The following is a 5,556-nucleotide window of genomic DNA, read 5'->3' on the forward strand; positions in this document are numbered from 1 at the left end:
CCGGCTCAGTCCAGCGTCGCCAGCCAGCGCAGCAGCCCGCGCACGCCCCAGCCGGTCGCGCCCCGGGTCAGTTCGGCGTCGTCGCCGTCGGCCCAGGACGGCGCGGACATGTCGATGTGCAGCCACCGGTCGCGCAGGTCGCCGGTGAACTCGCGCAGGTAGAGCGCGGCGGTCACCGAGCCGGCGCCGACGGCGGGCGAGCTGTGCAGGTCCGCCAGGTCACTGCCGAGGTGCTCGACGTAGTCGGCGGCCAGCGGCATCCGCCAGGCGGCCTCGCCGGCGGCGTCGACGGCGGCCAGCAGGTCGGCGGCGAGCTGGTCGTTCTCGCTGTAGAGAGCGCCGGTGCGCTTGCCGAGCGCGACCGCGTTGGCGCCGGTCAGGGTGGCCAGGTCGATCAGCAGGTCCGGCTGGAGCTCCCGGACCGCGTACGCCAGCGCGTCGGCGAGGACCAGCCGGCCCTCGGCGTCGGAGTTGGTGGTCTCGCTGGTCAGGCCGCCGTAGTGGCGGACGATGTCGCCGGGACGGAACGCCGACCCGCTGACCATGTTCTCGGCCAGCGGGGCGAGCGTGGTGATCCGCACCGGCAGCCGCAGCGCGGCCGCGCCCAGCGTCGCCGCGATCACCGCGGCCGCGCCGGCCATGTCCTTGCGCATCAGCTTCATCGCCGGCACCGGCTTGATGGAGATGCCGCCGGTGTCGAAGGTGATGCCCTTGCCGACCAGCACCACGTGGGTGCGGGCGTCGGCGGGCCGCCAGTCCAGCTCCACCAGGCGGGGGGTGCTCGCCGAGCCGCCGCCGACGGCGAGGATGCCGCCGAAGCCCTCGGCCGCCAGCTCCTCGGGCCCGCGTACCCGCAGGTGCAGGTCGGGCTGGCCGGCCACGGCGGCCTCGACCTGCGCGACGAACCACTGCGGGTTCTTCACCGAGGACGGGGTGTTGGTGAGGTCCCGGGCGAGCCGGGTCATCCGGGCGGTGGTCTCGGCCACCTCGACCGCGTCGCGGTACGCGTCCGGGTCGTCGACCAGCAGGTCCACCCCGGTCAGCGCGGGCGACTCGCCGGCCTCGGTCAGCCGGAACCGGTAGGAGGCGAGCAGCAGCCCCTCGACGAGGGCGCGGACCGCCTCCGCGCCGGTGCCGGTCGGCACCGAAAACGTGATGTGCGTCTCATCCTTGCCGGCGCGGCTCAATGCCGCCCCGGCGGCTCGCCAGGCCCGGTCGGCGCCGTCGCCGATGCCGAGCAGCAGCAGTCGGGCCGGGGTGCGGGCCGGGCGCAGGTGCGCGTACGTCTCGCCGGCCGGCCGGTCAACCGGGTGGCCGGCAGCAGGGCGGTCGCCTCCGCCAGCACCTCGTCGGGCAGGGCCGGCCCGGTCGGGGCCAGCGTCACCGGGGTGTCGCCCCCGTCGGTGTCGGCCGCAGCGCGGACGGGCAGGACGAGGGTGTCGAGCCGGTCCGGACCGGCTGACAGGCGGATGGCGAGCACGCTGGACCGTACCTCCGAGAATGGATCGTGGTGCGGGGCCTGGCCACCCGCGTACACAGGTGAAGACCCTGAGCCACCGGCCGTGGCCGGTGCTCAGGGATACGACGAACCGCCCGCGCGTCGCCGCGCGGCCTGTCGGTCGATCAGCCGGCGGCCGCCTTCAGGGCGTCACCCAGTGCATTGGCCTCGTCGGGAGTCATCTCGACGACGAGCCGGCCACCGCCCTCCAGCGGGACCCGCATGACGATGCCCCGGCCCTCCTTGGTGACTTCCAGCGGACCGTCGCCCGTCCGCGGCTTCATCGCCGCCATGTTGTCTCCCCTCAGACCTGTATCAGGGTCGGTGGGTTGCCCCACAGCCACTTCGTCACGACCACCCGCAACGTACGCGGAGGTGTCGAGCAACGATTTTCCCTGATGAACACCGCCGGACCCAAACCGAAGCAGCATTGATGTAACAGCATCTAGCTTATCTTGAGAAGGCCTGTCACAATGTGCGGTCATGCAGGCACGGTCGGCACTCTTCGACCTGTACGGCGACTACCTCCGACCCAGGGGTGGCCGTGCACCGGTCGCCGCCCTGGTGAAGCTGCTGGCGCCGCTCGGGATCGCTCCTCCGGCCGTGCGCACCGCGGTCTCCCGGATGGTCCGCCAGGGCTGGCTGGATCCGCTCCGGCTGGCCACCGGGCCGGGATATTCGATCACACCGAAGGCCGCCCGGCGACTCGACGAGGCGGGCGCCCGGATCTACCGCACCGGCCGGGTCACCTGGGACGGCCGGTTCGACCTCCTGGTGCTCCAGACCCCGACCGCCCGGCGGGACCGGCAGCGCCTCGCCGCCAACCTGGCCTTCCTGGGCTACGGCACCCTCGACGAGCACACCTGGGTGGCCACCCGGGCGAGCGAGGACGTGGACCTGCTCCTGGAGGAGGCCGGCGTGCGCTACGAGCGGTTCACCGCCGCGCACGCCGCCGGCACGCCGGGCGCGATGGGGGTGGTCCGCCGGGCCTGGGACCTCACCGAGATCGGGCACGCGTACGAGCGGTTCGTCTCCGAGCAACGGCCGCTGCTGTCCGGGGTGACCGTGCGCAGCGGCGACGAGGAGGCGTACGCGGCCCGGTTCCGGCTGGTGCACGCGTGGCGTACCTTCCTGTTCCGGGACCCGCAGCTGCCCCCGGCGCTGCTTCCGGAGCGCTGGCCCGGCACCGCCGCGGCCAGCTTCTTCGACCGGCACGCGGCCCGGCTGCGGCCGGCCGCCGACCGGTACGTCGAGCACTGCCTCGACGCCAGCAACCGCATCGCCCGACAGAAGGGTCGTTAGAAACGTGACCGAGCCGCTGCTCGTCGACCGCACCGACGCCGTGGTCACCCTGACGCTGAACCGCCCCACGGCGATGAACTCGCTCGACGTGGCGCTCAAGGAGGCGCTCCGGGACACCCTGGCCGAGCTGGAGGCCGACCGTTCCTGCCGGGCCGTGGTGCTGGCCGGCGCGGGCGGGCAGTTCAGCGCCGGCCAGGACCTGCGCGAGCACGTGCAGACCCTCCAGTCGACCACCACCAACCCGCTGGACACCGTGCGGGCGCACTACAACCCGATCGCCGCCCGGCTGGCCAACCTGCCCAAGCCGGTGGTGGCCGCGGTGCGCGGGATGGCGGCCGGGGCGGGCGCCTCGCTGGCCTTCCTCGCCGACTTCCGGGTCGGCGGCCCGAAGACGAAGTTCCTGATGGCGTTCGCCGGGGTGGGGCTGGCCGCCGACACCGGGGCCTCGTGGACGCTGCCCCGGCTGGTCGGCCACGCCAAGGCCGTCGAGCTGCTGATGCTCGCCGAGCCGGTCGGCGCCGAGGAGGCGTGCCGGCTGGGCCTGCTGAACAAGCTGGTCGAGGACGACGAGCTGGTGCTGCCGACCGCGCAGGAGCTGGCCGCCCGGCTCGCCGCCGGCCCGACCGTCGCGTACGCGGCGATCAAGCGCCAGCTCTCCATCGCCGACGCGGGCACCCTCGCCGACGCCCTCGCCGCCGAGGCGCAGGCCCAGGCGATCTGCGGCGCCACCGCCGACCACAAGGCCGCCACGATGGCGTTCGTGGAGAAGCGCAAGCCGGTCTTCGAGGGCCACTGACGTCGCTGTCGCCGGCCCGGTCCGCCGGGCCGGCTCGGCGCTCACCCGGACCGGGTCAGTCGTCCTCCTCCGGGTCCTGGTTCGCCTCGGCGCCCAGCACGAACGCCTGCATGGCCAGCTCGTCGCCGGACGGCGAGACGAACGCGGGCAGCTCGGCCGGGCCCAGCTCCTGCACGTACGACCAGAAGAGCCGGACCGCCTCGGCCCGGGAGTCCGCCTCGATCGGGAGGTCCAGGCTGACCAGCCAGGTGCGGCGCAGCGGCGGCGGGCCGAGCCGGTCGGCCAGCTCGCGGTAGACCCCGGCGTCCAGCGGGGTGACCGGCCCGGCGAGCGGCACCTGGTCGGCCGGGGCCGGCTCGTCGAAGGCCGCCGGGTGTACGTCACCGCCAGCGAGTCCGCGCCCGCGCGGGCGACCCGCCCCAGGGCCACCAGCCGGGGCGGCTCCGGCGCCAGCACCGCCACCGGGTCACCGGGGCGCGGCCGGGACTCCCCGACCGGGGCCGGCAGCTCCAGGGTGTCGTGGTGGACGAGGCGTTCGGCGTCGTACCGGCCGGCCGGCAGGAGCACCGCCCAGGCGCCCTCAGCCGGCCCGTCGACGTCGGTCGTCCCGCTGGTGCGGTGGTCGGTCGCGGTCATGCCCCCATCTCATCACGGGCCGCCTCGGCGGCGGCCACGTGGCAGCCGGCCAGGTGGTCGTCGACCATGCCGGTGGCCTGCATCAGCGCGTACGCGGTGGTGGGGCCGACGAAGCGGAAGCCGCTCTTCTTGAGGGCCTTGGCCATCGCGGTGGACTCCGGCGTCAGGGCGGGCACCTCGGCGAACGACTCCGGCCGGGCGGCCCGGGGCGGCGGCGCGTACGACCAGAGCAGCGCGGAGAGCCCGTCCGGCAGCTCCAGCGCGGCCCGCGCGTTGGCGATCGCCGCCTCGATCTTGGCGCGGTTGCGGACGATCCCCGCGTCGGCGAGCAGCCGGGCCACGTCGGCCTCGCCGTAACCGGCGACCCGCTCGATCCGGAACTCGTCGAAGGCCAGCCGGAACGCCGGCCGCTTGCGCAGGATGGTCAGCCAGGACAGGCCGGACTGGAACGCCTCCAGCGTCAGCCGCTCGTAGAGGGCGTCGTCGCCGCGCAGCGGCCGACCCCACTCGGTGTCGTGGTAGACGGCGTAGTCCGGGGTGCTCGACCCCCAGGCGCAGCGGGTCAGGCCGTCGGGGCCGGTCACCAGGTCAGTCACGGCGTACACGCTAGGGCAGGGCCCCGACAGCGTCGGGTGGGGTCAGGGCAGCCGGCCCTGCTCGACCAGCCGGGCGAAGCGCTTCAACGCCAGGGTGAGGCTCGCCTTGGAACCCGGCCAGAGCAGCGGCCACGCCACCCGGCCGGCCGGCCCGCCGGGCAGGTGGAACCACTCGTGCCAGACCACCTGGGTGCGGTCCCGGGCCAGCGGGGTGCAGCGCAGCACGCCGGGACCGCGGAGCAGCTTGCCGCAGTGCACGACGCCGACCTCGTACGGCGCGTCGACCCGGACCACCCGCATCTCGTCGCGCAGCACCGCCGGCCCGAGCGCGGTGACCGCCTCGACCAGGGTGCCCTCCCCGCCGTCGCCCTCGACGACGCGGACCCTGGTGAACGGAATCCACTCGGACTGCCGCTCCCAGTCGGTGAGCGCGGCGAAGACCCGGGGGGCGGGGGCGTCCACGATCACCGTGGCGGTGAACTCGCCGGCCCCGGGCTGGGCGGCCTCGCGCAGGCCGTCCACGCCCTCCGGGCCGGTCACAGCGACTCCGAGCGGACCCTGTCGCCGGGCCGCCCGCCAGCCGGGTCGGCGTCGGCGTCGGAGTCGGAGTCGGAGTCGGAGTCGGAGTCGGAGTCGGTGCCGTCGGAGCGGGGGGCGGTGTCCCCGGCCGCGGTGCGGCAGGGCGGGCGCGCGTCGACGGAGGCCTCGGGCGCGGCGGCGGCGGTGCG

6 protein-coding genes and 2 pseudogenes are annotated in these 5,556 nt (G+C 75.0%); 2 read left to right on the forward strand and 6 right to left on the reverse strand.

Going from position 1 to position 5,556, the window contains the following annotated elements; translation table 11 throughout:
• Positions 1 to 5: 5 nt before the first annotated feature.
• Positions 6 to 1,480 (reverse strand): annotated as a pseudogene (locus JNW89_RS26145) (M17 family metallopeptidase).
• Positions 1,481 to 1,623: 143 nt separating this feature from the next.
• Positions 1,624 to 1,791 (reverse strand): DUF3117 domain-containing protein, encoded by a 168-nt coding sequence (locus JNW89_RS26150; protein WP_007455245.1) that lies wholly within the window; start codon positions 1,789 to 1,791, stop codon positions 1,624 to 1,626.
• 190 nt (positions 1,792 to 1,981) lie between these two features.
• Between JNW89_RS26150 and JNW89_RS26155 the strand changes: the two genes are divergently transcribed.
• Both JNW89_RS26155 and JNW89_RS26160 read left to right on the forward strand, forming a co-directional pair.
• Positions 1,982 to 2,800, forward strand: a complete 819-nt coding sequence (locus JNW89_RS26155) for a PaaX family transcriptional regulator C-terminal domain-containing protein (protein WP_238450962.1) — start codon at positions 1,982 to 1,984, stop codon at positions 2,798 to 2,800.
• A 4-nt stretch (positions 2,801 to 2,804) separates the two neighbouring features.
• Positions 2,805 to 3,596, forward strand: a complete 792-nt coding sequence (locus JNW89_RS26160) for an enoyl-CoA hydratase/isomerase family protein (protein ID WP_238450963.1) — start codon at positions 2,805 to 2,807, stop codon at positions 3,594 to 3,596.
• Between the two features lie 55 nt (positions 3,597 to 3,651).
• On the opposite strand, the pseudogene JNW89_RS26165 reads toward JNW89_RS26160, so the two are convergent.
• From JNW89_RS26165 to JNW89_RS26180, 4 genes and pseudogenes are all read right to left on the reverse strand, one after another.
• Positions 3,652 to 4,232 (reverse strand): annotated as a pseudogene (locus JNW89_RS26165) (hypothetical protein).
• A complete protein-coding gene (locus JNW89_RS26170; RefSeq protein ID WP_309140029.1) occupies positions 4,229 to 4,828 on the reverse strand; it encodes a DNA-3-methyladenine glycosylase I in 600 nt (199 codons plus the stop codon). Before JNW89_RS26170 ends, JNW89_RS26165 begins: the two are co-directional and overlap by 4 nt.
• 42 nt (positions 4,829 to 4,870) lie before the next feature.
• A complete protein-coding gene (locus JNW89_RS26175; RefSeq protein ID WP_154939880.1) occupies positions 4,871 to 5,368 on the reverse strand; it encodes an SRPBCC family protein in 498 nt (165 codons plus the stop codon).
• On the reverse strand, positions 5,365 to 5,556 hold a 192-nt coding region (locus tag JNW89_RS26180), incomplete at its 5' end, for a hypothetical protein (RefSeq protein WP_238450965.1). The genes JNW89_RS26175 and JNW89_RS26180, both read right to left, overlap by 4 nt.

It is taken from the genome of Micromonospora sp. 4G55 (genome assembly GCF_016803375.1).